We start from the raw sequence: 26,333 nt of genomic DNA on the forward strand, positions 1-26,333 counted from the left end.
ATAATTGATAGTATCACTATATCATATTTATTCGTTATGAACAAGAACTGACTATAATAATGAATGTCAGATATACCGATATATATTTAAACTAATGTGATTCCCAAAAAGGAGTTTGGGATAGGATTATGACAAGGAGGGCATATGTCACTTACGATAAGAAGCACAATGAATAATCAGACAGCTGCACAGGGAATAGATAATACAGATAAGAATACTGATAATTCAAAGCAACCCAGGAATAGAAAGACAATTAATGCATCAGAGCTTAATCTGAAGCCATACAAAGATAACCAGATTGATGCTAAAAGGCTTAGAGCCAGAAAGCAGGCTATGAAGCTTATATCTGATGCATGGAAATCTTCTGATATGAGAGATAAGAATATTGAGGATATGAAGCTCGATAAGCTTAATAAGCTTGATGAAATCACAGAACTTAAGAATAAGGTTAGTGATTTGGAGAATGAAAAAGAGGCTTACCGCGCAGATTATGGCGTTGATATGAATTCACAGGAACAAAAAGACCTTGAGTTGCTTGAAAAATACCAGAATAACCGATATGGTTCGGCTGAGGACACATTTTCAAAAGAAGAACTTGACCGCTTAAAGGAACTACAGAATACTCCGCTTACAGAGTATCAGGAGAAAGTGCTTAAGCTGAATTCATCACAGATACATTTTAAGGATGAAATTGGTCAGAAGGAGCTTAAGATTGCATGCACGACAGCTTCAATTGCACTTGCCGAAATCGACAGGGATAAATCTCAGGAAATGCTAAAGGCACAGGATTCAGCAGACCAGATAATAGGTGCTGTTGAGGGTGAGGTTAAGAATCTGCTTGTAAATGAAGGTAAAGACAACATTGATGACAAGGTAGAAGACAATAAGGAAAAAGCTGACGAAGCAGAGAAGAAACAGGAAGAACAGCAGGAAAAGATTGACGAAAAGCGCAAGGAAAGAAAAGAACAGGAAGAGATTATTGAGGGACAGGCAGAGACTGACAAGTTAGAGATGAATGCCAATATAAGAAGCAATGATGTCGACCATGTAACTGAAGCTCAGAAGCAGATAGTCAGGATAATGAAAGATAATAAGATGCTTAATGAGGATATTAAGGGAATAGATATTGATTTGAATTTCTAGGAAGCTGTCAGGAAGGACTATGCATGGCGGGATTGTTTTGGTGGGATTGTTACATAACAGCCGGGTTTTCTGTGCGGATGGAAAGAGATATGTCTTGGTGAGATTTGGTTTTCCTATAAGAAAACATTTTTTTACATGATTAATAGGCCATTTACAGTACAATCTTAATAAAATTCAGAATAATTTCCTATCAGATAGTGAGTTAAAGCTATTTGATAGGAAATTTGTCTTTTTTAAGAAATATTTTGTGAGAATAAGAAACATTTTTGGAAAATCTGGTAAGGAAGGACCTATAAGAAATCAAAAATGCAACTATAAAAAGGTATCATATAAGAATCATATAATCTGATAAACTATAGAAGGTATGCCCCACCTTACAGAATAAAAGTAAGGCGGGGCATACATGTATCAACAGAGATGACTTTTTATCAAAGAATCTATGCAGTTAGCATTGATTGGAGTATTAGCGGTTTCAAATGTTGCTATGAAGTTCCTTCCAAGGATATATCCTGAATTAGCATAATCACTGATTTTTTTGATGGCATTACAGGCATATTCTGCATTATCCATAATGCCAAAATGTTCCCATATATATTCCTGCCTTGTTTTAACATTAAGACAGGTAAAATCCGGGTGTGTTATGATATCAGATTGCAGCTGCAGAGGATATTCGTATCGATAAGGGATATTATAGCGATAGAGTTTGTTAGCTATGATAATTTCAGACTTAGACCGTACGCGTTCACCATTATCAGTATAGTATTCAGCGCAGTCAGGAGTGAATCCTAAAGAAGTATATTCTGAGGCTTTCCAGTTTGCAGTAAAATCTTCATCCGATACAAAAACTGGAGTAACCATTTCTTTGCGGAAGCTGTTAAGTGAATCATAAATATGCTGGATTTCTGATGGATTATATTTCTTAAATATGACTTCAAGAAAGTTTAATTCTTTCAGCAGGCATTGTTCAATTCTTAAATCATAATCTTTTTGTGCAAGTTCAATTGCAAAATTATAGTTATGCTTTTTGATATATGTTCCTTTGGTATCATTTACTTCGACTTTATGATAATATTGGCAGCCATGAGCTTTTCTGGCAGTTCGCAGAGAACCTTCAGGAGCATTAGAAATTCTTCCTTGTATATCAGCTAGTAAAAGAGACAATTGTGAATGCCTGCACATAACAGACTCTTTAATCGTGTCAGGTGCTAATGTGTCAACATGTTCCATATTATAATTCTGTATATCTCTCATTAAAAACCCCCTTTTGCAATTACAGGCAAAAACTGTTTAATAAATATACTATACAAATATATAAAAATCAATAGCTTGATATATTAAAAATATGTAAACATACTGAGAAAAACAAGTCTGGGCAAAATATGATGATAAATAAAGGAAGCTTCATACGCAGACAATACGTGATACCTATAGGTAGTCGCATAATAAAGTCTCTTATAGGAAGATTTTTGGGAAAATTTATGTGATTTTGTGGATTTACAGATTGTGGAGAGCAGTTTTACCTATTAAAGAATAGAAATAATGAATCTTATAGGTTGAGAAGAAGCTTTGGGATTGAATAGGCGCAAAATGTGCCTATAAGAGAGCAAATATTATGAATATATAGGTCGCAAGCAGCCATCACGGAAAATACAGAGCCAACGGGGTCAAGCAGCCATCACGGAAAATACAGAGCCAACGGGGAACACGCAGCCTACGCGGGAAAAAACAGAGCCTGTGGCAAAACAGAAAAATGGAATTGTGTCAGCGAACAGAGAAAAATAGCACCCAGGCATTAGCAAGGGATACAAAAAATATTGGGGATATCGAAGATATCCCCAATACAGAATTAAAAATCCACCTGCTGTACAGAACCGGCGCTGCCGTCTTCATGAAGATACATGCCGCTGCTTCGTACTTTAGCTTTGAGATTGTTATCATCATCAGTTACATGAAATGTTGTTTTGGAGCTGCCAAGACAGATTGCACCGACATTGGCTTCCTTAAGTGATAAGAGCTTGTCCTTGCCATTCTCATCTTTAACCCAGACCTTTAACTGGTCATAGACTTCATCATTCTCATCAATCCATCCGTTGCCGTCAGAATCGTATTCTGCAAGCTCGGAAAAGCCATTACCGGTCTTGGTTCCGAACAGCTCGCTGCCGTCATTGATAATTCCGTCGCTGTTCTTATCAAGAGCAAGAAAGCCACTTTCAGGATTCATCTGTGCAATAGTCTCGTCTTTACCATCACAATCAATGTCAAAACTGAAGGACTTATCAGAAATAGAAACAGGATTGCATCCAAGATTAATAACAAGTGGATCTGTCAGTACAGTGTCAAAGCTGGAAACAAATTCAATGCTGTGTTCTTCCATGTATCTGCGCGACATGGTCATATCAAGATTAAAATTAAGTTTCCTGCCGTCTGCTGTTTTAACAGTTCCGGTTGTTGAAAATGAAGTGCTTTCCTTTTCTTCATAGGTTGAAGAATATCTGGTTCTTACAGTCCACACAGTAGGAGAAATCTGGTTAGTAATAGAAAGGGTTTTTGAGGCTTTGTCAGATGAAGATGTGTCAGAGACTGAATTGCAGGATAAACTGTCAGTATCATGAAACATTCCACGGAAAGACAGAGACTGAATAAAATCCAACAGGGACATATAAACCTTTCTTGTTATTTCTGTGTAACTGAAGCTTACATTCTGCCGCATAGAAACTAAGCTGGCTTTGTTGTAAGCAGGTGATAAAGCCTCCGTGCCTTCTGGTGATTCCTCACCAGCCAAATCCGTTTTAGAAGAATCGTCTGGGACATTAAGCCTTCCAGAACGATTGTAGAGTGGCATCATCAGAAACATGTCGTCATACTTTCTGCCTGGATAATCAGAAGAATTACTAAAATATGATTCTTTCTGGCTTAAGCTGCTTCTTGCCTGGCTCATTCCAAAACTAAAGGAGTTACCAGAGCTGCCTGCTGCGACCATGCCGCTTGATACCTTTTGTGAGTAGTGTCTTCTTGAAGACATACTCATGTTGCTGTCTGCAATTATCATAAGTATACCCGCCTTTCATCTTCAGCAATGAACACGGTTATATATAATATCGGTTTAAGCACAGAATACTTAATAATAAAATGTCAACTAAAAAACTTTTATAAAATAACTTTGCAAAAGTACTGGAAATTCTTATTTAACTGTTGTAATATGATAGCAGAGAAATATCTGCATAAGCAGAAATAAATTATTGAGCCGTAAACTGGCAGAAAGAGGTCATATATGTGGACAGCAGATTTAGGAAATGGACGATACAAGAATCCAATACTTTACGCTGATTATTCAGATCCGGACGCAATCCGTGTCGGTGATGATTATTTTATGATATCATCAAGCTTTTCTAATGCTCCGGCTATGCCGTTGCTTCATTCTAAGGACCTTGTAAACTGGAAGGTTATTAACTACATTTTGGCTGAAATTCCAGAATTCAGATATAGAAATCCAATTCATGGATGCGGAGTGTGGGCACCTGCAATAAGATATCATGAGGGTACATATTATGTGTGCTTCCCAATGCCAGATGAAGGAATATATATGACTACCGCAACAGACCCTTATGGTGAGTGGAGTAAGCCAGTGAATATAAGACCAGGCGCAGGCTGGATTGACCCATGCCCATTCTGGGATGAGGACGGAAAGGCATATCTTGTTGCAGGAGTTGCCAAGAGCCGTATCGGATACAAGAGTGTGCTTCATATGGTAGAGATGCAGCCAGATGGAATGGGGCTTATTGGTGAGGAAAAGATTATATTTGACGGTAACTTAAATGACCAGATTACAATAGAAGGTCCTAAGATGTATAAGCGAAACGGATGGTATTATATATTTGCACCGGCTGGAGGTGTTAAGACAGGCTGGCAGACAGTGTTAAGGTCGAAAAATGTGTTTGGACCATATGAGTATAAAGTGGTTATGAGACAGGGAGATTCGCCTGTCAATGGACCTCATCAGGGGGCATGGGTTGATACAGTTACAGGACAGGACTGGTTCATACATTTTCAGGATGTGTATGCAGCGGGCAGAATAACACATTTGCAGCCAATGAGCTGGGAAAATGACTGGCCTGTAATTGGAGTTAAGAAAGATGGCAATGATTACGGCGAGCCTGTGATGGAGTACGAAAAACCTGATGTCGGTGCCGTTTATGAAATATGTGAGCCAGATACTACAGATGAATTCACAGAAGATACTTTGGGACTGCAGTGGCAGTGGAACGCCAATCCTGATAGTGACTGGACACAGTCTGGCACTGATGAAAGCGGAAATGTGTCTGATGACGGTTCTTATATAAAGCTCAATGCGGTTGGAAGAGCATCAAACAGACCAATTGGCGATTACAGAAATCTTCTCCTGCAGAAGTGGCCGGCACCGGAATTTAGCTGTATTACTAAGATGAATATCAGCGGAATGGCTGATGGTGATAATGCCGGATTCATTCATATGGGAATGGATTATCTGGCAGCAGATGTGACTGTCAAAGGCGGTAAGATGGAAGTGTATGCAGTAAAGGGTGTGCAGCAGTTTGACTGTGACCAGGCTTATACTAAAGAGACTAAAGAATTGCTTGCTTCATACGATAATCTTAAGGAAATATATTTCAGATACACAGTTAAAAAGACAGGAACTAAAGACTATGTTGAGGGTGGACTTCCTGTTAAGGAAGCACCTGTTGAGACAGTAACAATAGAGATAAGCACAGACGGAAAAGAATACACCAACCCTGTTTCCGTTATTGCCAAAGCCGGAAGATGGGTTGGTGTAAAGAGCGGTGTATATGTATCACATGATAATTCTGTCAAAAGTGAAAACAAAGGTTTTGTTACGGTAGATTATGTAAGATACAGCCGTTAAATATTCTTAATTTTTTTCTTAGCCCACAATTCAAGGGCTTTCGCATTATTGGAAATAAGATCGAGGGATTCAAGTATCTGCTTGAATTCCTCCTGTTCTCCAATATCAACCTGGCCATCAGCAGAGATATTGATAATAGAAGCACGCAGGTTTTCAATATCATTCAAAGAACCAAGCATTTTTAATGATAATCTGTCAAATGAATTAATCTCGACTTCCTTCATTGTAAGCCTTCCAATCGGACATTCGTTTGAGCAGTAATTGTAGCAGAGTTCGGGAGCGTTGTAGCATTTTGACATAGATACAACCTCGTCTGCATAAGGTGTTACATTGCCAAGTTCAATTCTTGCAAGTCTTGTTCTGTCTATACCTACGACATCTGAAGCTGCTTCACGGCTTTCAAAGTCAGTATTTTTCTGTGCAGCAGAAAATCTTGCCTGATAATATCTGTTATCAGATGCTTTAGTTGCTTTCTTCATAGTTAATAATTCTCCCCTTGGTATATTTAATGAGTTAGTAAAATACATGATCTCCGATAACGGTTCCGCCCACATCGACAGAACTGTCATATACATGAAAATATAGTGCGTTAATATTGATATAACCATTAAGCACATCAATGGCTGCCTGGGTGCAGGCTGCATTTGCACCTCTTGCAAGTACTATTGCAAATCGTCCGCTGGCAACAGGTGAAAACTGGTAAGGTGCATATATTACGCCGCTTATGCTGTTGGCAAAGCGTGGGTCAGCAACTCTGTTGATAACAACACTTCCTACAGCACATTTGCCCTCATATGACTGGTTGCCGGCTTCACATTCAATAATTGCTGCGAGCATTGCAACATCTTCGGCAGTGTGATTCTTAAGAACATTGTTAAGAGCGTTCTGGTCAACCATAGCAGAGCCGGAAGATGAATTACCGCCTGTATTACCGGCGTTATTAGCTTTGTCAGCCTCTTCCTGTGCTTTTCTTGCAGCTTCAAGGGCTTCCATTTCACGGCGCTGACGCTCTAACATTTCCTGTTCGATCTGCTTTTCGTATTCAAGTGCAAGTGCTTCAGCATCAGTAATGCTGTCACTTGTAGTGTCAAGCTCTGTCTGGCATTGTGAGAGAAGCACAGCAAAATTATCAGCTTCGCGGGCTGCATCATCTTTAAGAGTGACAAGTTCGGTCATCTCTTCTTCAAGCTTTGCCTGAGTTTCTTTAAGAGAAGCCAGAAGGTCACTTAATTCCTGCATCTTCTGGTGGTCATAATTAGAAATCTGCTGGATATATTCTGACTTGGATAAAAGGTCAGAAAGGCTTTCAGCCGACAGAAGCGTTGACAGGATAGTAGCATTATTATTCTCATACATAAACTGTATACGAAGTTTCATGGAGGCGTACTGCTGGTCAATCTCTGCCTGCATATCAGCAACCTGGATATTGGTAGCATCAATCTCGGACTGCTTCGCATTAACTGCATCCTCAATAGAAGACAGCTTCTTTCCGGAAGCAGACAGCTTCTCGTTAAGCTCCCCGTAAGATGCATTGAGTTCGCTCTGTTTATTTCTTAATTCTTCAAGCTGTTTATTAACAGCGTCGAGGTCATCCTGTGTATCAGCCATCAACTGGTCAGGATAAGCAAAAAATGGAACAGCAAATGTAGCTGCCATGCAAAGCGAAAGACCAATGGCTGTTAAATTCTTTAATCTTAATCTGATAAAATGTTTCACATAGACTCCTAGTAATCATTATATTTTTATAAACAAAAAACAATATTAGTATAAAATGTGCTGGAATAAATTGCAAGCCAAGCTTTCCATGGTGTATATTAATTGAGGGTTACGGATTGGGAATTGGCCTTCATCCTTTGACTTGCGTACATGACGTTGCGGCATCTGACTATAGCATACGCTTTCAGGAATCCTGCGCTTAGTGTAACTAAATGCCGCTATCTACAGAGTTTATTACGGTGTGTCAAATCAAACGCGCTTCGCTTGAACGAGATTTGACGCACCGCCCTAATGTATATAGCGACATTAAGTTACACACAGCTCGGATTATTCAAGCGTATGCTATAGTCAGACACCGCAACTGATATACACAACATTTAAGATGAAGGCCAATTCCCAATCCGCAGCTCGCAATAAAATAAAAGGAGACTTAAATGCTTGAATTAAATGATATAAAAAAGGATTATGTGTCCGGTTCGACTACTGTGAGTGCACTTAAGGGCATTAATCTTAGGTTCAGGGATTGCGAGTTCGTGTCGATTCTTGGACAGTCCGGCTGTGGTAAGACTACTATGCTTAACATTATAGGCGGACTTGATAAGTATACGAGTGGTGACCTTAAGATAAATGGAGTGTCAACTAAGAATTATAAGGACAGAGACTGGGATTTTTACAGAAATAATTCTATTGGTTTTGTGTTCCAGAGTTACAATCTGATTCCGCACCAGACTGTTTTATCTAATGTAGAGCTTGCACTTACGCTTTCAGGTGTATCTAAGGCAGAGAGAAAGAAAAGAGCGATAGAGGCACTTGAGAAAGTTGGACTTGGAGAGCAGATTCACAAGAAGCCTAATCAGATGTCAGGTGGACAGATGCAGAGAGTTGCCATTGCAAGAGCACTTGTAAATAATCCTGATATCCTGCTTGCTGATGAGCCTACAGGAGCGCTTGATACAGAGACAAGTATCCAGATTATGGAGCTTTTAAAGGAGATATCAAAGGACAGACTTATAATTATGGTAACTCATAATCCGGAGCTTGCCAAGGATTATTCTACAAGAATAGTCAGATTACTAGATGGTGTGATAACTGATGACTCTGATCCATATTCGTTAGAAGATATGGAAGCTGATATCAGGGCTAAAGAGGCTGCTAAGGTTAAGACATCAGAAAAGAAGATTAAAAAGTCAGGAAAGAAGCAGAAAACATCTATGTCATTCTTTACAGCACTTTCACTTTCCTTTAATAACCTGATGACTAAGAAAACAAGAACGATTCTTACTGCATTTGCAGGAAGCATAGGAATTATCGGTATTGCAATGATTTTGTCTATCTCAAATGGTATCCAGTTATACATAGACAGGGTTCAGAGAGATACGCTTTCGAGTTATCCTATAACACTTCAGGCGGAAGCCATTGATATAAGCAGTATGGTATCAAGCATGACAGGTAATTCGGATTCAGAAGAGCATGAGGATAAGTCTAAAATATATTCTAACGATATCATGGGTGACATGATTAATACCATGGTAAAGGAAGTTAAGAGCAATAACCTTTCTGAGTTTAAGAAATACATTGAAAACGGCAGCTCTGACATTAAGTCATATGTAAGTGATATCCAGTATTCATATGATGTTCCTCTTAACATTTATATGAAGGATACTTCTAACGGTGTTGAGCAGTTAAATCCAAGCACAATGTTTGATTCGATATATGGCGAGGGTGCAACAAGCACATCTTCTGCAATGTCATCAGGCATGGGTATGGGGATGTTTTCTAACAGCAGTGTGTGGAACCAGCTTTTAGGAAACCAGCAGGTTCTTGATGAGCAGTATGATGTCCTTGCAGGACACTGGCCAGAGAAATTCAACGAGGTTGTGCTTGTTGCAGATAAGAATAACGAGGTTGATGATTATACACTTTACTCACTAGGTCTTAAAGACCCTGAGGAAGTAAGAACACTCTTTAAGAAAATGATGGTTGGTGAATCATACGAAACAAAAAAAGATATAAGCTATACATTTGACGAGATTCTTGATACAGAGTTTAAGCTTGTTATGCCTACAGACATGTATAAGTACAATGATGTGACTGGTACATGGGACGATTACAGCAAAGATGATAAGTATATGACAAATGTTGTAAATAACGGAACTGACATTAAAGTATGTGGAATAATCAGACCTAATGATGATGCAGTCAGTACTTCACTTTCAAGTGGAATCGGTTATACAGCAAAGCTTACGGAATACATTATCGAAGAAGTAAAAAACAGTGAGATAGCCAAGGCACAGCTTGCTGATACAAGTGTTGATGTATTTACAGGAGTTCCATTCGACAATGACAGGAATACAGAGATTACAATGGATGATATAAATGCATATATGGCAACACTTTCACCAGAGGAAAGTGCTCAGATGCAGGCAATGACAAGTGGAATGAGCGATGATCAGATACTACAGCTTTTCTCAGCGTCACTAAAGGCTAGAACAACAGATGCAACATTAGACAGCAATAAGTCGAAGCTTGGAATTACAGACCTTGATACACCTTCACAGATAGATATATATGCAACTGATTTTGATTCTAAGGAGAAGGTTCAGAATATTATCAAGGATTACAATAAGCTGCAACAGGACGATGGCAAGGAAGAAAATGTTATTAACTACACAGATTATGTTGGAATAATGATGTCATCAGTAAGTACAATTATTAATGCAATTTCATATGTTTTAATAGCATTTGTTGCAATATCACTTATAGTTTCTTCAATAATGATAGGTATTATCACATACATTTCAGTACTTGAAAGAACTAAGGAAATTGGAGTATTAAGAAGTATTGGTGCTTCTAAGAAAGATGTTTCAAGAATATTCAATGCAGAGACACTTATTGAAGGTTTTGTCTCAGGCGCACTCGGCATTGTTGTAACTTTATTGTTGTGCATACCTGCAAATGCGTTGATTAAGCACCTTACAGACATTTCCAATGTTGCACAGCTTCCGATTGCAGGAGGAGTAATACTTATAATAATAAGCATGTTCCTTACATTTATTGCTGGACTTATCCCAGCAAAGCTTGCAGCTAAAAAAGACCCTGTTGTGGCATTAAGAAGTGAATAATGTCTTTACTTTAAAACTTCACTGTGTTAAAATTTAAAAGTAATAAGCCAATGTTATTTTTGGAAAACCGGGGTGGATAATTATGAACAATAAGTTAAAGACACAGGCTGTTGAGCAGCTTTTTCAGGCAATATTAAGTCTTAAGGATTTAGATGAAGCATACGATTTTTTTGAGGATGTATGTACAATTAACGAGATTTTATCCTTATCCCAGAGATTTGAGGTTGCCAAGATGTTAAGAGAACACAGGACATATCTTGATATTGCAGAGAAGACAGGCGCGTCTACTGCGACAATCAGCAGGGTAAACCGTTCACTTAATTATGGTAATGACGGGTATGACAGAGTATTTGAAAGACTTGGCATGCTTGAGAAAGAGTCAGAAGATAATAAGTAATATATGAAGCAATGTAAAAGGGAACTGTCAGTACTGGCAGTTCCCTTAATTTATATGGATTATTTCTTTTTGTCTGTTTTATCAGATTTTTCAGGATGCTTTGGCGCATGCTTGGCAGAGTAATCATCAATCAGACTTTCAATCATGTTCTTCTTCATGTATACATCAAAGCTTAAAAGGCATACAAGACTGAAGAACTGCAAGAATTCTCTGTCATCATCATCCTTTACATCTGTAAATGCATTGCTTGCCTGTTCAGACTTTGCAAATATATCTTTAGATAATGGCCTTGCAAGAGAGGATTCCATTGAAAAAATCTCTTTATATATATAATCCAGATCCGGCTTGGAACCTTCATCAAAGAATTTCTCAGTGAGAGGATTGAGCATTTTCTGTATATCACTTATTGAGAGAATGTTCTTAAAGTAATAGATAAATGTAAGGATATATATGTGTTCCTTAGAGTACTTTTTCTTTACTGGTGATGGCAGCAGATTGTTTTTAGCATAGTTGTTAATCATTGTTTTGGTTAGTACTTTATCATCAGTGGTACGCTTTGTATCGTGAAGATGTTCATACATAAATGTTGTAACCTGATCCATGTACAGGTTGATGTTAGGCACATCTCCGGGTTTTATATAGTTAAGAGCGGACATATCTTTAAGAATACCACTCATAAGCTCTTTAATATCGTTGTTCATATGTTCCTCATTTCTTTAAAAATGCGTATTCATGAGAGAATACATTTATATTAATGTTTAAGCTATATTATATAGTTTTTAAAACCACATTTCAAGTAGGAATAATATAATGAACTTTAGCATAGTGTAATGTGCATATTATGATATTTTAATATTTATTACAAGAATATAAAATATGTTTCATAGGAGCAAATATTCGTGACTTTTTACTCCTGATATATTATAATTAAAAAGGTTTTTTAAGAATTCTGGGAGACAGAATTCGGATGCACCAGAGGGTGATATGTGCCAGAAAGCGGCACAGGAATGGAGGATTATTATGGGTATTTTAACAAGATTCAAGGACATTATGAGCGCTAACATCAATGCACTTCTCGATAAGTGTGAAGATCCAGAGAAGATGATTGACCAGTACATGAGAAATCTTGAGAGCGACCTTGGAAAGGTTAAGGCAGAGACAGCTTCAGTTATGGCTGAGGAGACAAGATGTAAAAGAGAGCTTGATGAATGCACAGCAGATGTTGCCAAGTATCAGTCATATGCAGAAAAGGCTCTTCGGGCTGGCAACGAGGCAGATGCAAGAACATTCCTTGAGAAGAAGCAGCAGTTAGTTTCTAAGCAGGCTACATTACAGCAGACATATAATATTGCAGCAGACAATGCAGCTAAGATGCGTCAGATGCATGATAAGCTCTTCAAGGATATCCAGTCTCTTGAAGCAAGAAGAGATGCAGTTAAGGCTAAGGTTGCAGCAGCTAAGGCTCAGGAGAGAATCAACAAGGTAGGTTCAAGTGTTAACAGTGTTGGAACAAGCATGGATGCATTCGGTAAGATGGAGGCTAAGGCTAATAAGATGCTTGACGAGGCTAATGCAATGGCAGAGCTTAACCAGACACAGCTTGAGGCAGATGTTGACAGTCTTGCAGCTAAGTATGATGCAGAGCCAGCTAACACAGCAGTTGATGATGAATTAGCAGCACTTAAGGCTCAGATGGGCTTATAATTCAGAAGCACATTTATAATGAGATAAGCAATACATAGATAAGGAGAGGGAACATGGGATTATTCAAAGGGCAGTTTGCCAACGTAGTTGAATGGGAAGAGTACAGAGATGATATAATCTTCTGGAAATGGACCAACAGAGAAATCAAGAAAGGCAGTAAGCTGATTATCCGCGCCGGCCAGGATGCAATCTTTATGTACAATGGTAAGATTGAAGGTATTTTTAAGGACGAGGGAAGCTTTGATATTGAATCACAGATTATTCCATTCTTATCAACACTTAAAGGCTTTAAGTTTGGCTTCAACAGTGGAGTAAGAGCTGAAGTTTTATTCGTTAATACTAAGGAATTCACAGAGAAGTGGGGAACTAAGAATCCTATTCTTATTCCAACACAGGCACTTCCAGGTGGCATGCCAATAAGAGCTTTCGGTAACTTCTCGTTTTCAGTATCTGATTACATTACGCTTATAGACAAGGTAGCAGGTGTAAAGCAGATGTACACTGTTGCAGATGTTAAGGAAAGAATATCAGCAGTTCTTGACCAGCTTCTTATGAAGTGGATTTCTAAAGAAGGCAAGGATATGTTTAATCTTCAGGCTAATGCTTATGATATCTCAGCGGGTATTAAGACAGACCTTGATATGGAGATGAGCAAGTTAGGAATCACAATAACAAGCTTTACTATCTCAAGCTTCTCTTATCCGGAAGAAGTACAGAAGATGACTAATAAGGCAGCTTCTCAGGCAATGGTTGGAGATATGAACAGATATACACAGATGGCTATGGCTGATAGTATCGGCAATTCAAGAGGCGGTTCGAATATTGCCAGTGATATGATGCAGCTCCAGATGGGAATGCAGGTTGGACAGCAGATGATGAATAACATGAATACTGCAATGAATAATAATGCAAATGTGTCAGGTGGCACAGCACCTAAGTTCTGTCCTAACTGTGGAACACCAACTAATGGCGCTAAGTTCTGTTCTAACTGTGGAACAAAGCTTGCATAATCTGACAATTAGTAATATGTGAATTTAATAAATAACAATCAGGGATGTTGTCATATTGGCTTGGCAACATCCCGTTGTTTTTGTATAATGTGGTAGTTGGCAGAAATAAGGTGGATATAGATTTCACATTTGCATGAAGGTGGATATATGAGATTAGAAGATTTGAATGACAGCCAGAAAAGGGCAGTTAAATATACAGATGGCGCGCTGCTTATTATTGCTGGGGCAGGCTCAGGAAAGACGCGTGTGCTTACGAACAGAATTGCATATTTAATAGAAGAATGCGGAGTAGACCCATATAATATTATGGCAATTACATTTACTAATAAAGCTGCAAGAGAGATGAAAGAACGAGTTGAGACTACTGTGGCACAGGGTGCAGGGGCTGTATGGGTAAGTACATTCCACTCAACATGCGTGAGAATTTTAAGAAGATACATAGACAGAATTGGATACGATAATAACTTTACGATATATGATACGGACGACCAGAAGTCTGTAATCAAGGATATATGTAAGAAGATGAATATAGATACGAAGATGCTTAAAGAGCGTGCAATTATGAGTAAGATTTCATCTGCTAAAGATGAGTTAAAGACTCCTGATGAGTTCGAGCTTGAGGCAGGTAACGACTATAATCTTAGAAGAATTGCAGGTGTATACAGAGAATATCAGAAGACGCTTAAGCTTAACAATGCACTTGACTTTGATGACCTGATATTCAAGACGGTTGAGCTGTTCCAGAGTGATGCAGAGGTACTTGAGCATTATCAGGACAGATTCAGATATATAATGGTCGACGAGTATCAGGATACTAATACATCACAGTTTAAGCTTGTTGCAATGCTTGCAGCAAAGTATGGCAATATATGTGTGGTTGGTGATGATGACCAGTCTATATATAAGTTCCGTGGAGCAAACATTTATAATATTCTTAACTTTGAAAATGTGTTCACAGGCGCTAAGGTTATAAAGCTTGAGCAGAATTACCGTTCGACGCAGACTATTCTTAATGCTGCAAATGCTGTGATAAGTAATAATATTGGCAGAAAGAGCAAGTCACTCTGGACTGATAACGGAGAGGGCGAGAAGGTCAATTATACTCTGTATGAGAACGGGTATGATGAGGCAGAAGGCGTTGCGAGTGGTATTGCAGAGTATGTAAGGGATGGCTGGAATTATAATGATGTTGCCATTCTTTACAGAACTAATGCACAGTCAAGAGCGCTCGAAGAAAAGCTGATGATTCACAACATTCCATATAAGATATATGGCGGACAGAATTTCTATCAGCGAAAGGAAATCAAAGATATTCTTGCTTATCTTAAAACTATTGATAATGGTCTTGATGGTCAGGCGGTTAAGCGAATTATAAATGTTCCGAAGAGGGGGATTGGTAATACTACGATTGACAGATTGCAGGAATATGCAGATTTTAATGATATTACTTTCTGGGAAGCACTTGTCAATGCAAAGGATATTGACACAATAAAGAATGCGGCACTTTCCAAGTTAGAGCCATTTGTTGACCTTATTGGAAGACTGCGTGCCAAGGAAGAATTTATGTCATTAAAGGAGCTTGCTGAGGCTGTAATTGAGGATACAGGATATATTGAGAGCCTTTCACAGAATGAAACGGTGGAAGAGGTTGAGGCAAGACGCGAGAATCTGGATGAATTCATTAATAAGGTTGTAAGCTATGAGGAGAGCTGTAAAGAAGCAGGCGAAGAGCCTACACTTTCAGGACTTCTTGAAGAAGTTGCCTTAATAGCGGATATTGATAATCTTGATGAGTCAGAGCCTCATGTAATGCTTATGACGCTGCACAGTGCGAAAGGTCTGGAATTTCCAATCGTGTATATGACAGGAATGGAGGATGGACTTTTCCCAAGCTATATGACAATTGTGTCAGATGATTCAACTGAGATTGAGGAAGAGAGAAGACTGTGCTATGTTGGAATAACAAGAGCAGAGAAAATACTTAATCTTACAAGTGCCAAGTCGCGTATGGTGCGTGGTGAAACACAGATGAATAAGGTTTCAAGATTCATTAATGAAATTCCTAAAGAATATATGCACATAGAAAACAATTCCAGTGGGTATGCTAAAGGCAGGATTGCATATGGCGGGACATCAGATGAGCCAGATACAACAGGCATTAACATGCGTGCAACAGCCAGATCAATTCTTAGCAGCTACGGAAGCGGCACACCAGGCGGAAGGGCAGCAGGAACATATAGCTCAAGAAAGGTTAAGATAAATGGTGGTTCTAATCCGGGATTTGGAAAAGACCCTATGGAACTATTTGACCTTAAGAAACCAGAAAAGAGAAAGACTCCGGCAGATTCTGTAAGAAATGCTTATGCAGGAGTGCCTACACGAAGCGGCTTATCTTCAAGAAATGTAATAGGTGCTGCAAGAGGTGCAGATATAAGTGCAAAATCTTCAGGTGGACTTGGCTACAGTGTCGGTGATATGGTGAGCCATGTGAAATTCGGCGAAGGAAAGGTACTTGCTATAGAGGATTCAGCAAGAGACTATATGGTAACAGTTGAATTTGCAGAGTACGGACAGAAGAAAATGCTGGCAGGATTTGCCAGACTTAAAAAACTATAATGACAAATGTTTAACGCTATGCTATAATACATTTATTAAATCCGTGGTATGAAAGGAGATATTGTTATGAGTAAAGAAAAATTAGATGAGCTTATCGCAGCTACTAAATTAGGAGAACTTATTAGCAAGAAGGAAGATGAAGATAAGAAATGCTGCAAGAAGTGCAGCACAATTATCATAGCTGTTCTTGCTATCGTTGGTGCAGTTGCAGCAGTTGCTGGTATCGCTTATGCTGTATACAGATATTTTACACCAGATTATTTAGATGACTTCGATGATGAAGATTTCGAAGACGAAGATTTTGACGATGATTTCGAGGATGAAGACATCGAGAAGTAATGTAATAAGTGCGATATGATTGAAAGCCACAGCCGGCTTGATATGTCCATTAGGATATGTCAGCGGTTGTGGCTTTTTTATTGCATAATATTTAATTATTTCTTAATTGACATATGGGTGTAATCAGTGTTATATTACTCAACCCTGTTATTAAGAAAAATTTAAGGGGAGGAAAGGAAATCAGGAATTTATGACATTTTATCAGGAATTACAGTTAAGCTCGGCTGGTTCAAAACAGCTTATCAAGAACACACAGGATTCTAAGGAGAAAAGAAGACATATTCTTATATATAATTTTAAGGTGTATCTGGTTATGATATTCTGCGTCGCAGTAGTTACAGTATTCAGTAAGCTGCTGGGGAATAACAATAGTGTTGTCGGAGTTACAGTGCTTCTTGCGGTGCTGGTATTAAGACAGGCGGATTTTGGAATTAAGACATCACATGGATTGATTTCGATAATGGGAATATATGCGATATTGATAGCAGGACCGAGGGTTTCCAATATGGTACCGCCAGTTGCTGCATTTGTAATAAATGTTGTGTGTATTATGCTTCTTATGATAATGGGATGTCACAATGTAATTATGTATAATCATTCAACATTCGTTCTCGGGTATCTTTTGTTGCAGGGATATGATGTCACAGGCCATGAATATATGATGAGAGTTGTGGGACTGCTTGCCGGGATGTTAGTATGCATGATTATTTTTTATAAGAATCAGAGGAACAGACCATATAGAAGAACATTCTGGGATTTGTTTAAGGAATTTAATATTAATTCAGCAAGGACAAGATGGTATATTAAGCTTACATTTATCGTATCAAGCGCTATGCTGATTGTTTCACTGATGGGACTGCCTAGGGCAATGTGGATTGGAATTGCGTGCATGTCAGTGTGTCTGCCGTTTTCTAAAGATGTTGATAAGAGAATTGGAAACAGGGCATTGTTTAATGTTGTTGGATGTGCGATTTTTGCAGTGATGTATATAGTTCTGCCAGAATCAATGTATCCGTATATAGGCATGATAGGTGGTATCGGAGTCGGATATTCCGCTGGTTATGCATGGCAGACAGCTTTTAATACATTTGGCGCATTATCAATTGCGGCGGGACTTTTTGGAATGCCTTATGCAGTTGGATTACGTATAGGACTGAATGCTGCCGGGGCTGTTTATACATGGCTGTGTGACAAGGTACTTGAAAGAATACATTCTGCAGTGCAGGCAAAGAATGTCAGCGTGGTGGAGTAAATGTGACTACTATACTTTAGCACATTTTTCTGATAATATTATATAAGGTATGCCGTTATGTGAATAAGTGCTGCCAGAAACTATTAATATGTTAATAACAGGCACAATTCATGTGCGGAATGGAGTATAGATTGAAAAAAGGAAGCGTATACGAAGGTAAAGTTGAAAAGGTTGATTTCCCTAACAAGGCGACAGTGTGGGTGACAGATGAGGACGGACAGAAGGAAAAGGCAATCGTCAAGAATGCAATTCCTGGACAGACTGTCAGATTCTGCGTGAATAAGAAAAGAAAAGGACACTGCGAAGGCAGACTTATGGAAGTTGTTGAGAAGAGTCCGCTTGAAACCAACCCGGCATGTCCACATTTTGGCAAATGTGGTGGCTGCACTTACCAGACAGTAGCTTATGAGGAACAGTTAAAGATTAAGAGCGCACAGGTGGAAAAGCTTCTTAGCGAAGTTGTTTCGGGAGAGCTTCCATTTGAGGGGATAATCGGAAGTCCGGTTACAGAAGAATACCGTAACAAGATGGAATTTTCATTTGGTGATGAGTACAAGGACGGACCGCTTGCACTCGGACTTCATAAACGAAACAGCATGTATGATATTGTTCCGGTTACAGAGTGTAAGATTATTGATGAGGATTACAGAAAGATTCTCACATGCGTTCAGGATTATGTAATAGAGAAGGAGCTTCCTTTCCAGCACAAGTTAAGCCACGAGGGGTATCTGCGTCATCTTCTTGTAAGAAAGTCTGTAAAGACAGGACAGATTCTTGTTGATATCGTAACAACGACTCAGATTGAGCATGATTTCACAGAGCTTGTAAACCGCCTGACATCAATTGAATATAAGGGCACTCTTACAGGTGTTCTCCATACATTTAACGACAGCCTTGCAGATGCAGTAATTAACGAGAAAACTGAGCTTCTGTATGGTCAGGATTATATTGAAGAGGAGCTTCTTGGGCTGCGTTTCAAGATAACACCGTTTTCATTCTTCCAGACTAATTCTCTTGGAGCGGAAGTGCTTTACTCTAAGGCGAGGGAGTATGTGCTTTCTGGCGGATTTGGAGATGTGGCTGGCAGCAAACCGGTTATATATGACCTGTATACAGGTACGGGTACGATTGCGCAGATGTTATCTCCAGTTGCCAGCAAGGTTATCGGTGTTGAGATTGTTGCGGAAGCTGTTGAGGCTGCCAAGAAGAATGCAGCCCAGAACGGTCTTACTAACTGTGAGTTCATTGCAGATGATGTCTTAAAGGCACTTGATAATATTGAGATTAAGCCAGATTTCATCGTACTTGACCCACCTCGTGACGGAATCCACCCTAAGGCACTTGAAAAGATTATTGATTACGGTGTTGACAGAATGGTGTACATTTCCTGCAAGCCTACTTCGCTTGCAAGAGACCTTGTTACTCTGCAGGAGAGAGGGTATAAGGTGGAGAAGTGTTGTTGCGTTGATATGTTTCCTAATACGGGGCATGTAGAGACGGTTGTTCTTTTGTCCCAACAAAAACCAGATGACACGATAGAGATCGACTTAGACTTGGACGAGCTGGATGCTACCAGTGCCGAGTTGAAAGCAACCTATCAGGAAATCAAAGATTATGTGCTGAAAGAATTTGGCTTGAAGGTTTCAAATTTATATATTTCTCAGGTAAAACGCAAATGTGGAATTGAAGTGGGAGAAAACTATAATCTTCCAAAATCAGAAAATGCAAGAGTTCCACAATGCCCGAAAGAGAAAGAAGATGCTATCAAGGCTGCCCTGAAATATTTTGCGATGATCTAAGGACATCGCTGATTTCAAGGAGGAATAACACATGAAAAGCACATTTGAAAAAATGGGTGGAACCTACACACTTGGAGCAGACGGAATTTACTATCCGAATCTTGTCAGTACAGATGAAGAACCGCATTATGGGAAATATGGAATGATGCGGAAAACGTATCTGAAAGAGCATCGTCCGGCAATGTATTCACTGTATATGTTGGAAGACAGACTGACAGAACATCTGAATGCCGTAGACAACGAAGCACAGGAGAGAATGGATATTCTGGTGCGTCAGATGATGGAGAGGCAGAGCATTACGGAAGAATTGAAAGCTCGTGACCAGATGGCATGGGTCAGAGCAGTAAATGGTATTCGTAATATGGCAGAAGAGATTGTGTTAAATGAATTGATTTACAGGTAAACAAAGAGCTGAACAGGTAGGAAGAAAAATCCTATTTGTTCAGCTTTTGTGTTTATAAGAGTTCTAAGAAGAATCGAATTACAATTCCATATCAGGTGACTTTTTCTAAGTTCCGGAAGGCTGGTTTTTTCCGTCATAGTCATAAGTTGCCGATTTAATTATTCCATAGTATGCCTTAAAAAATATTCGAAGATAACTTTATAGAAATAATCATGATGGGGAGATTATTTGATGAATTTTGTGTTAATATTCTGCAATTCTACTGCTGGTCGATTGATTTATGCGTACTCCCATTATAATATGTGTGCAGGAGGTGGATGTATGTATCAAATTAGTAATGAAAAATTTGGTTTATTTGTAACCGAATTAAGAAAGGAAAAGAATTTAACTCAAAAGGATTTGGCTGAAAAATTATATGTATCAGATAAAACAGTTAGTAAATGGGAACGTGGTCTTAGTATGCCTAATGTCGTATTACTCATACCAATAGCTGATATATTAGATGTTACCGTTACAGAATTGTTACGTGGAGAAAAAATAGATACACAGAAAAATATTGATACAAAAGAAGTCGAGGAATTGGTAGTAGGCTCTCTCGATATGGCTGTTAGGAATTCTATTCATCAGCATAGAAAAAACTGGATATTAGCATATTTGCTATGTTTTTTAATATCTATTACAGAAATTATTATGTTAGTTGCATCTGGGAATTCAATAGCAGAGATGAAAGGTGATATATTGCTGGTTACAGGGTTAATGCTTTTATTTGGTGCATGGTTTTGTTTCTTTGCCAAAGACATGTTACCAACATATTATGATGCCAACAAGATAAATTATGTTTCACAAGGAATTTTTAGAATACATCTAGTGGGTTTATCCTTTAACAATGGAAATTGGATGTACATCTGTACAACTTTAAAAATTTGGACACTTGCAACGGTTGTTCTATATCCTCTTGCAGGTATTATAATAATCAATTGTCTCAATATAGCTTTATGGGATATTTTAAATAAAATTTTCTTAATTATGATATTAGGTGGTATGGTAGTTTCGATTTACATTATCGGGAAAAAATACGAATAATTAAATTACCTGCTATCGTTGTGGATATTACTAATTTACAACATTCTTCATGGGAAATAAGGAATGATGCAGAAGAGATTGTGTTAAGCGAATTAGCGTACATTTAAAACGTGGAAAGCTCCTTCGGGAGCTTTTTGCTGGTTATCAAGAAAGTATATAGAAAATGCATTAATCATATGGTATGATTTGAACAGAAGATAGAATCTTATGAAGTAAGAAGAATATTTTGGAGGAACGTAACTTAGAAGTTACAGAATTAAGTTAATCGTGCCATATGGCTTGATTATAAACGCAAAGATAAAAACGCAACGTACATCTTTGATGTGCCAGAGCCGGTAGGTAGCCCGGCCGTCCTATATAAATAGGGTAAGTAACCTGCCCCTCCGGGTTGTCCATTCTTTGTTCAATCAATTTTAGGAGGGATTCTTATGGACAAAGTAAATGGAAAGCTGACAGTATTTTTTGAAGAGCCGTTTTGGGTGGGAATCTTTGAACGCATCGAAGATGGTAAATTATCTGTGGCAAAGGTAACATTTGGTGCAGAGCCAAAAGATTATGAAGTACAGGAATATATTCAAAAGTGCTATTTCAGTTTGAAATTCAGTCCGGTTGTTGAAACTGTTGTAAAGGATATCAAAAGAAATCCGAAACGGATGCAGCGGGAAGCAAAGAAACAGATGTTGGAAATAGGCATTGGTACAAAATCGCAACAGGCGTTGAAATTACAGCAGGAACAGAACAAGCAGGAACGCAAAGAGAAAAGACGCAAGAAAAAAGAGACAGAAGAGCAGCGAATGTTTGAACTGAAACAGCGAAAGAAAAGAGAAAAGCGTAAGGGACATTAAAGTCCCTTGGGCTTTTACTCAAATCGAAAAGTGTTGAATAAAGCTTTCGGGAGGTGTTTCTATGAAGAAAAAAGTACTTGCAATTATGTTAGTTGCCATGTCAATAATGTTGATTTCGGCGTGTGGAAAAAAAGAAAACCTGTACGAAATTCCTGATCTATCGCAGTATAAGACAGATTATGTAGGAGATTCTTCGAATGTTATAAATATTGTAAGCGGTCAAGAGTATCCGGAGGGATACTCATATGATAGTATAGAGATACAGTCTGAAACAGAGCCTTATGGATTAACAGTTTTTCTAAAAGATGAGCCGTCTGCAGTCAAGCTTGAAGACGAATTGCAGGTTAATGCAGATATGACATTTGATTTGATTGGTAATTTGGGAACAATTGATTATAAAACAGCAGATAGCAAAGAAATTATTGTATCGGTAGTGTAAAATAGTTTGTGTTTTTGGTAAAAAATAACTCCTTTTTGGTAAGAATTCAGATATGACAATTCTTATCGAAAAGGAGTATTTTTTATGGCAGTTGCAAAAGAACAAATTCGACAGATCATCTCAGAAAACAACATTAATAGCGTTGCAGATATATACACGCTTCTGAAAGACAGTTTCAAGGATATCCTGCAGGAGCTGATGGAGGCAGAACTGGATGCAACTCTTGGCTACGAGAAAAACCATAAGGGAGATCTACAGACAGACAATAAAAGAAATGGTCATTCTACAAAAAACTTAAAGAGTCAATACGGTGAATTTAAAATCGACGTACCAAGAGACCGTAACGGTGAGTTTGAACCAAAACTCATCCCTAAATACCAGAGAGATATTTCCGGGATTGAGGAAAAAGTGATCTCTTTATATGCCCGTGGTATGAGTACACGTGACATCCACGACCAGCTCCAGGATCTTTATGGGATTGAGCTATCAGCTGAAATGGTCAGCAAGATCACAGACAAGATACTTCCTCAGGTTAAGGAATGGCAGTCCCGTCCTCTGAACCCGGTTTATCCGTTTGTCTTTATGGACTGTATACATTATAAAGTACGTGAGGATGGCAGAATCCTGAGTCGTGCTGCGTATGTAGTCCTTGGCGTTACAGTGGAGGGATACAAAGATATCCTCAGCATCACAGTAGGCGCAAATGAAACCAGCAAGTTCTGGCTTGGGATGCTTAATGATCTTAAGAACCGCGGAGTAAAAGATGTCCTTTTCTTCTGCGTGGATGGTCTTCCGGGTTTTAAAGAAGCGATTCAGGCAGTTTATCCGCAGGCAGAGATCCAGAGATGTGTGATCCATATGCTACGCAATTCTTTCAAATATGTAAATTATAATGATCTGAAAAAGTTTTCCTCGGATTTCAAAGAAGTGTACAATGCTCCGAACGAAACAGCCGCTTTAACAGAGCTGGAGAACATGAAAGAAAAATGGGGGAAGAAATATCCGTACGCGATCAGTAACTGGGAAAATAATTGGGAAGATGTAAGTTCCTTTTTCCAGTTTTCTAATGATATCAGACGCATTATGTACACGACAAATATCATAGAAGGATTGAACCGCCAGTATCGGAAAGTCACGAAAACGAAAAGCGTATTCCCAAGCGATCCTGCATTGGAAAAGATGCTGTATCTTGCCAGCGAGAACGTAGTCAAAAAGTGGACGCAGAGATACCGGAACTGGGATCAGGTATTGAATCAGCTGATAGTCCTTTACGGAGAACGGCTTACTGCTTATCTGTAAGAAAAAAGAAAAGCAGGAATGGGAAGCTCTTTTAAGCCCCTCATTCCTGCTCTCTGTCTATTCCTTCGGCATTTATATTATTGCCAGAAATTTCCGATCCTATTCCAGAGGTCGGGTGTGGGCAGAGCCCACAAAAGGCAATAATCATGATGCCTTACTTGTCATGCAAAAAAATCGAAAATGATGTATATAATTTTCCTACATGGCAATACTGTAAGTACAAAGATATATTCGACAGCCGCATAATCATTAATTCGACAGCAAAATTTTACATATCTATTTCTTATCAGAAAGATTTACTTTCCATAGACACAAGAATTTTTACACCCTCATTGTATCATATGAACGGTGATATATTTTTAGTCAACTTTTAGACAATTTGAAGAGCAGAATATAAAAAGGCGTATGGAAGTTTTGATTTCCATACGCCTTTTTGAAAGGAGTTTATTTTTGAACAAGAGATTTGTAAGAGCATGTTATCTACTCGAAGATGATTACAATTCCATATCATAGGACTTTTTCTTAGCTCTTGCAGGCTGATTTCGCCGCATTTCCTGTTCTCGCTGATATTTAAGTTCCCATGCACGATGGGAGAAGACATCCGAATCTTCCACATTGAGATAATCCACCTCATTGGCGGCAATATCACGGCGGTGATAGTCATAATACTTACCAAAAGTACCTTTGAGCTGCTCGATCAGCTTATCCCGGAAATCAGGACGTATATGGATTCTGGTGTCCAGCAATTCTGTATACTGTTCAGGTTCAGGACGAAATTTTTCTTCCCGGAAAGCGGCGGCATCTTTTTCAAGCTGTTTTTTGAGCGAGATGTCCTGAGAATCTAGGATATCAAGATTGTTATTCATCTGGTCGTATTTCTTGGATAGATTCGTCATATCTTTATCGGTAGAGCATTCTGCTTGGAAGATTAGCTGCTCTTTCCTTGATTTCAGTTCTTCAATTTCTTCGGTAACAGTGGTAAGCTGCTGATTCAATTTTATATGCTGGATGGGATTAAAAATACTGGCTTTCTCTTTTTTCACATTCAGTTCTTTCCGCTCTGTAACTTTAGCTTTGAGTTTCTTTTTAACGGTGTTGTATTTATTCAGTATTGGATTAAAATGATTCATCCAGTCATGGATCACTTCTTTTTGCATCTCATTGTGGAGCAAATGATATTGTGTAAAAATCATGTGATTGCGGATTGCTTCCAATGTTTCTGCTATTATTGGAATAGATTTTTCTACAGCCTGTGCCAGTTTTGCTACCTGGGCTTTTAATTCCCGGAGCATTTTGTTATCTGCACGAATCTGACGGTTAATTTCACAGCGGTCTGCTATCATGCCTTTCTTTTCCATATTCTGGGCAATGTAGCCTTCATGGATAGTTGGCTGTTCGGTGATTCCCTGATCTGCAAAGCTGCGGTGATCAATGGTAGCATTTATCTGATTACGTGCAAGCATTTTATTTACGGCATCTGCCCAGTTTGCCCGCCAGATGCAGAGTTGTTCATCACTGTTCCATTGTTCGGAAATAGGATTCTGTCTGCCATATCGGCTGCTCTTGGGGTGCTTATCAATCCGTTCATATCCTTTTTCCTGTGCGGAAGATGGAGTCAGATATTCTTTCTTTTTCCCAACTTTATAGCGATATTGCTTTTCCCATCCCTGTTTTTGAGCAGTTTTAAATTCAAAAGCAGTAAATCCTTTTTCTTCCCCATCTTTGATACAGAGATATTCTTTTTCGGTTTTATACTGCCATGTTCCATTTTCACTTAGTGGTCGGACAGTAAGAAGAATGTGTGCATGGGGATTGTGACCATCTGTATCGTGAATGGCAAAATCAGCACACATCCCCATATCTACAAAATTCTTTTTAATAAAATCCTGAAGAAGAGAAATATTGCTGTCTTTATCCAACTCAACAGGGAGTGCGACCACAAATTCTCTTGCCAGTCGGCTGTCTTTGGTCTTTTCGGTTTCTTCCACAGCGTTCCAGAGTTGTTCCCGGTCAATCCATTTGGATGGAGCAATTGGAGGAAGCATCACTTCCTGATAGATTAGCTCATGCTTTCTGGTATAGTCATGCTGGATACCATCATAATCATTATACATCCGGCTACAGCTCATATAAGCAGAAGCAGCAACAGCAGACCGACCGGAACCACGGCTGACGACTTTGGCTTGCATATGATAAATTGCCATATCTGGCACCTCCTTTCGATGTTGCCTGCAACAGCGGATAAAGCCCTCGGCAGAGCGCACGA

The 26,333-nt window shown here is 38.8% G+C and carries 21 protein-coding genes; 15 read left to right on the plus strand and 6 right to left on the minus strand.

The features are described 5' to 3' along the window. The first annotated feature begins 144 nt into the window (after positions 1-144). Complete coding sequence (locus GKE48_RS09440) at positions 145-1,143, plus strand: hypothetical protein (RefSeq protein ID WP_022098413.1); 999 nt, start codon at positions 145-147, stop codon at positions 1,141-1,143. Between the two features lie 408 nt (positions 1,144-1,551). Here the strand turns inward: GKE48_RS09440 and GKE48_RS09445 are convergent, their stop codons facing one another. After that, positions 1,552-2,394, minus strand: a complete 843-nt coding sequence (locus GKE48_RS09445) for a hypothetical protein (RefSeq protein WP_154300930.1) — start codon at positions 2,392-2,394, stop codon at positions 1,552-1,554. A gap of 595 nt (positions 2,395-2,989) precedes the next feature. Then, complete coding sequence (locus tag GKE48_RS09450; protein WP_154300931.1) at positions 2,990-4,192, minus strand: hypothetical protein; 1,203 nt, start codon at positions 4,190-4,192, stop codon at positions 2,990-2,992. A gap of 222 nt (positions 4,193-4,414) precedes the next feature. Between GKE48_RS09450 and GKE48_RS09455 the strand changes: the two genes are divergently transcribed. Next, a complete protein-coding gene (locus tag GKE48_RS09455) occupies positions 4,415-6,043 on the plus strand; it encodes a glycoside hydrolase family 43 protein (protein WP_022098410.1) in 1,629 nt (542 codons plus the stop codon). Here GKE48_RS09455 and GKE48_RS09460 read toward each other — a convergent pair. Both GKE48_RS09460 and GKE48_RS15025 read right to left on the minus strand, forming a co-directional pair. Next, the gene (locus GKE48_RS09460) at positions 6,040-6,522 is read right to left on the minus strand and encodes an XRE family transcriptional regulator (protein ID WP_243138485.1); all 483 of its coding nucleotides are present in this window, start codon (positions 6,520-6,522) and stop codon (positions 6,040-6,042) included. The genes GKE48_RS09455 and GKE48_RS09460 overlap by 4 nt on opposite strands. Before the next feature lie 34 nt (positions 6,523-6,556). After that, complete coding sequence (locus GKE48_RS15025) at positions 6,557-7,759, minus strand: cell wall hydrolase (protein ID WP_154300933.1); 1,203 nt, start codon at positions 7,757-7,759, stop codon at positions 6,557-6,559. Between the two features lie 434 nt (positions 7,760-8,193). Here GKE48_RS15025 and GKE48_RS09470 point away from each other — a divergent pair, with 434 nt between their 5' ends. Together GKE48_RS09470 and GKE48_RS09475 are read left to right on the plus strand one after the other, a co-directional pair. Beyond that, positions 8,194-10,881 (plus strand): ABC transporter ATP-binding protein/permease, encoded by a 2,688-nt coding sequence (locus GKE48_RS09470; RefSeq protein ID WP_154300934.1) that lies wholly within the window; start codon positions 8,194-8,196, stop codon positions 10,879-10,881. 82 nt (positions 10,882-10,963) lie between these two features. Then, positions 10,964-11,278, plus strand: coding sequence for a YerC/YecD family TrpR-related protein (locus GKE48_RS09475; RefSeq protein ID WP_012739789.1), 315 nt, complete (start codon positions 10,964-10,966; stop codon positions 11,276-11,278). A 59-nt stretch (positions 11,279-11,337) separates the two neighbouring features. Here the strand turns inward: GKE48_RS09475 and GKE48_RS09480 are convergent, their stop codons facing one another. Further along, positions 11,338-11,979, minus strand: coding sequence for a DUF1836 domain-containing protein (locus tag GKE48_RS09480; protein WP_154300935.1), 642 nt, complete (start codon positions 11,977-11,979; stop codon positions 11,338-11,340). A 319-nt stretch (positions 11,980-12,298) separates the two neighbouring features. Between GKE48_RS09480 and GKE48_RS09485 the strand changes: the two genes are divergently transcribed. The 11 genes from GKE48_RS09485 to GKE48_RS09535 all read left to right on the plus strand — a co-directional run bounded on the left by GKE48_RS09485 (position 12,299) and on the right by GKE48_RS09535 (position 24,067). Beyond that, entirely contained in the window at positions 12,299-12,982 is a 684-nt protein-coding gene (locus GKE48_RS09485; RefSeq protein WP_154300936.1) for a PspA/IM30 family protein, read from the plus strand. A 53-nt stretch (positions 12,983-13,035) separates the two neighbouring features. After that, positions 13,036-13,992: an SPFH domain-containing protein gene (locus GKE48_RS09490; RefSeq protein WP_012739786.1), complete on the plus strand. Its 957-nt coding sequence runs from the start codon at positions 13,036-13,038 to the stop codon at positions 13,990-13,992. A 147-nt stretch (positions 13,993-14,139) separates the two neighbouring features. Next, positions 14,140-16,608, plus strand: a complete 2,469-nt coding sequence (locus GKE48_RS09495) for an ATP-dependent helicase (RefSeq protein WP_154300937.1) — start codon at positions 14,140-14,142, stop codon at positions 16,606-16,608. A gap of 66 nt (positions 16,609-16,674) precedes the next feature. After that, positions 16,675-16,947, plus strand: coding sequence for a hypothetical protein (locus GKE48_RS09500; RefSeq protein WP_022098403.1), 273 nt, complete (start codon positions 16,675-16,677; stop codon positions 16,945-16,947). Between the two features lie 190 nt (positions 16,948-17,137). Next, the gene (locus tag GKE48_RS09505) at positions 17,138-18,199 is read left to right on the plus strand and encodes an FUSC family protein (RefSeq protein ID WP_154300938.1); all 1,062 of its coding nucleotides are present in this window, start codon (positions 17,138-17,140) and stop codon (positions 18,197-18,199) included. 119 nt (positions 18,200-18,318) lie between these two features. After that, a complete protein-coding gene (gene rlmD, locus GKE48_RS09510) occupies positions 18,319-19,998 on the plus strand; it encodes a 23S rRNA (uracil(1939)-C(5))-methyltransferase RlmD (protein ID WP_243138486.1) in 1,680 nt (559 codons plus the stop codon). Between the two features lie 31 nt (positions 19,999-20,029). Then, positions 20,030-20,401: a TnpV protein gene (locus GKE48_RS09515; protein ID WP_117498230.1), complete on the plus strand. Its 372-nt coding sequence runs from the start codon at positions 20,030-20,032 to the stop codon at positions 20,399-20,401. A 321-nt stretch (positions 20,402-20,722) separates the two neighbouring features. Next, a complete protein-coding gene (locus GKE48_RS09520) occupies positions 20,723-21,484 on the plus strand; it encodes a helix-turn-helix domain-containing protein (protein WP_015530848.1) in 762 nt (253 codons plus the stop codon). A gap of 428 nt (positions 21,485-21,912) precedes the next feature. After that, the gene (locus GKE48_RS09525) at positions 21,913-22,329 is read left to right on the plus strand and encodes a YjdF family protein (RefSeq protein ID WP_154300940.1); all 417 of its coding nucleotides are present in this window, start codon (positions 21,913-21,915) and stop codon (positions 22,327-22,329) included. A 61-nt stretch (positions 22,330-22,390) separates the two neighbouring features. Next, positions 22,391-22,768 (plus strand): DUF4825 domain-containing protein, encoded by a 378-nt coding sequence (locus tag GKE48_RS09530; protein ID WP_154300941.1) that lies wholly within the window; start codon positions 22,391-22,393, stop codon positions 22,766-22,768. An 84-nt stretch (positions 22,769-22,852) separates the two neighbouring features. Further along, positions 22,853-24,067 carry an IS256 family transposase gene (locus tag GKE48_RS09535; RefSeq protein WP_154300942.1) on the plus strand — a complete coding sequence of 405 codons (1,215 nt, stop codon included), beginning with the start codon at positions 22,853-22,855 and terminating at the stop codon, positions 24,065-24,067. A 494-nt stretch (positions 24,068-24,561) separates the two neighbouring features. Here the strand turns inward: GKE48_RS09535 and mobQ are convergent, their stop codons facing one another. Beyond that, the gene (mobQ, locus tag GKE48_RS09540) at positions 24,562-26,271 is read right to left on the minus strand and encodes a MobQ family relaxase (protein ID WP_154300943.1); all 1,710 of its coding nucleotides are present in this window, start codon (positions 26,269-26,271) and stop codon (positions 24,562-24,564) included. Between the last annotated feature and the right edge of the window lie 62 nt (positions 26,272-26,333).

Source organism: Lachnospira eligens, assembly GCF_009680455.1.
Classification (GTDB): domain Bacteria; phylum Bacillota; class Clostridia; order Lachnospirales; family Lachnospiraceae; genus Lachnospira; species Lachnospira eligens_A.

Coding starts and splice junctions, on each gene's coding strand:
- GKE48_RS09440 (WP_022098413.1), top strand. CDS start 145: ATGTCACTTACGATAAGAAGCACAATGAATAATCAGACAGCTGCACAG.
- GKE48_RS09445 (WP_154300930.1), bottom strand. CDS start 2,394: ATGAGAGATATACAGAATTATAATATGGAACATGTTGACACATTAGCA.
- GKE48_RS09450 (WP_154300931.1), bottom strand. CDS start 4,192: ATGATAATTGCAGACAGCAACATGAGTATGTCTTCAAGAAGACACTAC.
- GKE48_RS09455 (WP_022098410.1), top strand. CDS start 4,415: ATGTGGACAGCAGATTTAGGAAATGGACGATACAAGAATCCAATACTT.
- GKE48_RS09460 (WP_243138485.1), bottom strand. CDS start 6,522: ATGAAGAAAGCAACTAAAGCATCTGATAACAGATATTATCAGGCAAGA.
- GKE48_RS09470 (WP_154300934.1), top strand. CDS start 8,194: ATGCTTGAATTAAATGATATAAAAAAGGATTATGTGTCCGGTTCGACT.
- GKE48_RS09475 (WP_012739789.1), top strand. CDS start 10,964: ATGAACAATAAGTTAAAGACACAGGCTGTTGAGCAGCTTTTTCAGGCA.
- GKE48_RS09480 (WP_154300935.1), bottom strand. CDS start 11,979: ATGAACAACGATATTAAAGAGCTTATGAGTGGTATTCTTAAAGATATG.
- GKE48_RS09485 (WP_154300936.1), top strand. CDS start 12,299: ATGGGTATTTTAACAAGATTCAAGGACATTATGAGCGCTAACATCAAT.
- GKE48_RS09490 (WP_012739786.1), top strand. CDS start 13,036: ATGGGATTATTCAAAGGGCAGTTTGCCAACGTAGTTGAATGGGAAGAG.
- GKE48_RS09495 (WP_154300937.1), top strand. CDS start 14,140: ATGAGATTAGAAGATTTGAATGACAGCCAGAAAAGGGCAGTTAAATAT.
- GKE48_RS09500 (WP_022098403.1), top strand. CDS start 16,675: ATGAGTAAAGAAAAATTAGATGAGCTTATCGCAGCTACTAAATTAGGA.
- GKE48_RS09505 (WP_154300938.1), top strand. CDS start 17,138: ATGACATTTTATCAGGAATTACAGTTAAGCTCGGCTGGTTCAAAACAG.
- rlmD (WP_243138486.1), top strand. CDS start 18,319: ATGGAGTATAGATTGAAAAAAGGAAGCGTATACGAAGGTAAAGTTGAA.
- GKE48_RS09515 (WP_117498230.1), top strand. CDS start 20,030: ATGAAAAGCACATTTGAAAAAATGGGTGGAACCTACACACTTGGAGCA.
- GKE48_RS09520 (WP_015530848.1), top strand. CDS start 20,723: ATGTATCAAATTAGTAATGAAAAATTTGGTTTATTTGTAACCGAATTA.
- GKE48_RS09525 (WP_154300940.1), top strand. CDS start 21,913: ATGGACAAAGTAAATGGAAAGCTGACAGTATTTTTTGAAGAGCCGTTT.
- GKE48_RS09530 (WP_154300941.1), top strand. CDS start 22,391: ATGAAGAAAAAAGTACTTGCAATTATGTTAGTTGCCATGTCAATAATG.
- GKE48_RS09535 (WP_154300942.1), top strand. CDS start 22,853: ATGGCAGTTGCAAAAGAACAAATTCGACAGATCATCTCAGAAAACAAC.
- mobQ (WP_154300943.1), bottom strand. CDS start 26,271: ATGGCAATTTATCATATGCAAGCCAAAGTCGTCAGCCGTGGTTCCGGT.